Origin of the sequence: Corallococcus sp. CA047B (genome assembly GCF_003612065.1) — a bacterium.
Taxonomy (GTDB): domain Bacteria; phylum Myxococcota; class Myxococcia; order Myxococcales; family Myxococcaceae; genus Corallococcus; species Corallococcus praedator.
The window spans coordinates 1-302 of the sequence record NZ_RAWD01000759.1; the positions used below are offsets into that span (position 1 = coordinate 1).

General features: G+C 63.9%; 1 pseudogene. It reads right to left on the reverse strand.

Annotated elements, in window-relative coordinates:
* Positions 1 to 136 precede the first annotated feature (136 nt).
* Positions 137 to 302, reverse strand: a pseudogene (locus D7X74_RS44785) (IS5/IS1182 family transposase); the annotation flags it as partial.

Here is a 302-nt window from a genome sequence, read left to right on the forward strand (position 1 = left end):
ACCAGCCGGACTTCCGGCGCCTGCGCTTCAGTGGCGGATGGCTGCTGCATGGGAAGTCTCGCTCCTCCCCCTCCTGTTCCTTCAACAGGAGGGCGACTGCGGTCTCTTCCGAACTGCAGCTGTAGGATTACAGCCTCTAACAAATGCCAGGGTAGAGGCGTCGTAGGAGCATGACGCAGCAGCCGAGGACGAGGAAGCCGAAGTGGACATCGTCCCTGCGCTCATCGCGGACGCGAAGGCGGCGCAGCTGGTTCTTCCAGGCCAGTGTGCGCTCCACCACCCAGCGGTAGCGTCCCAGCCGT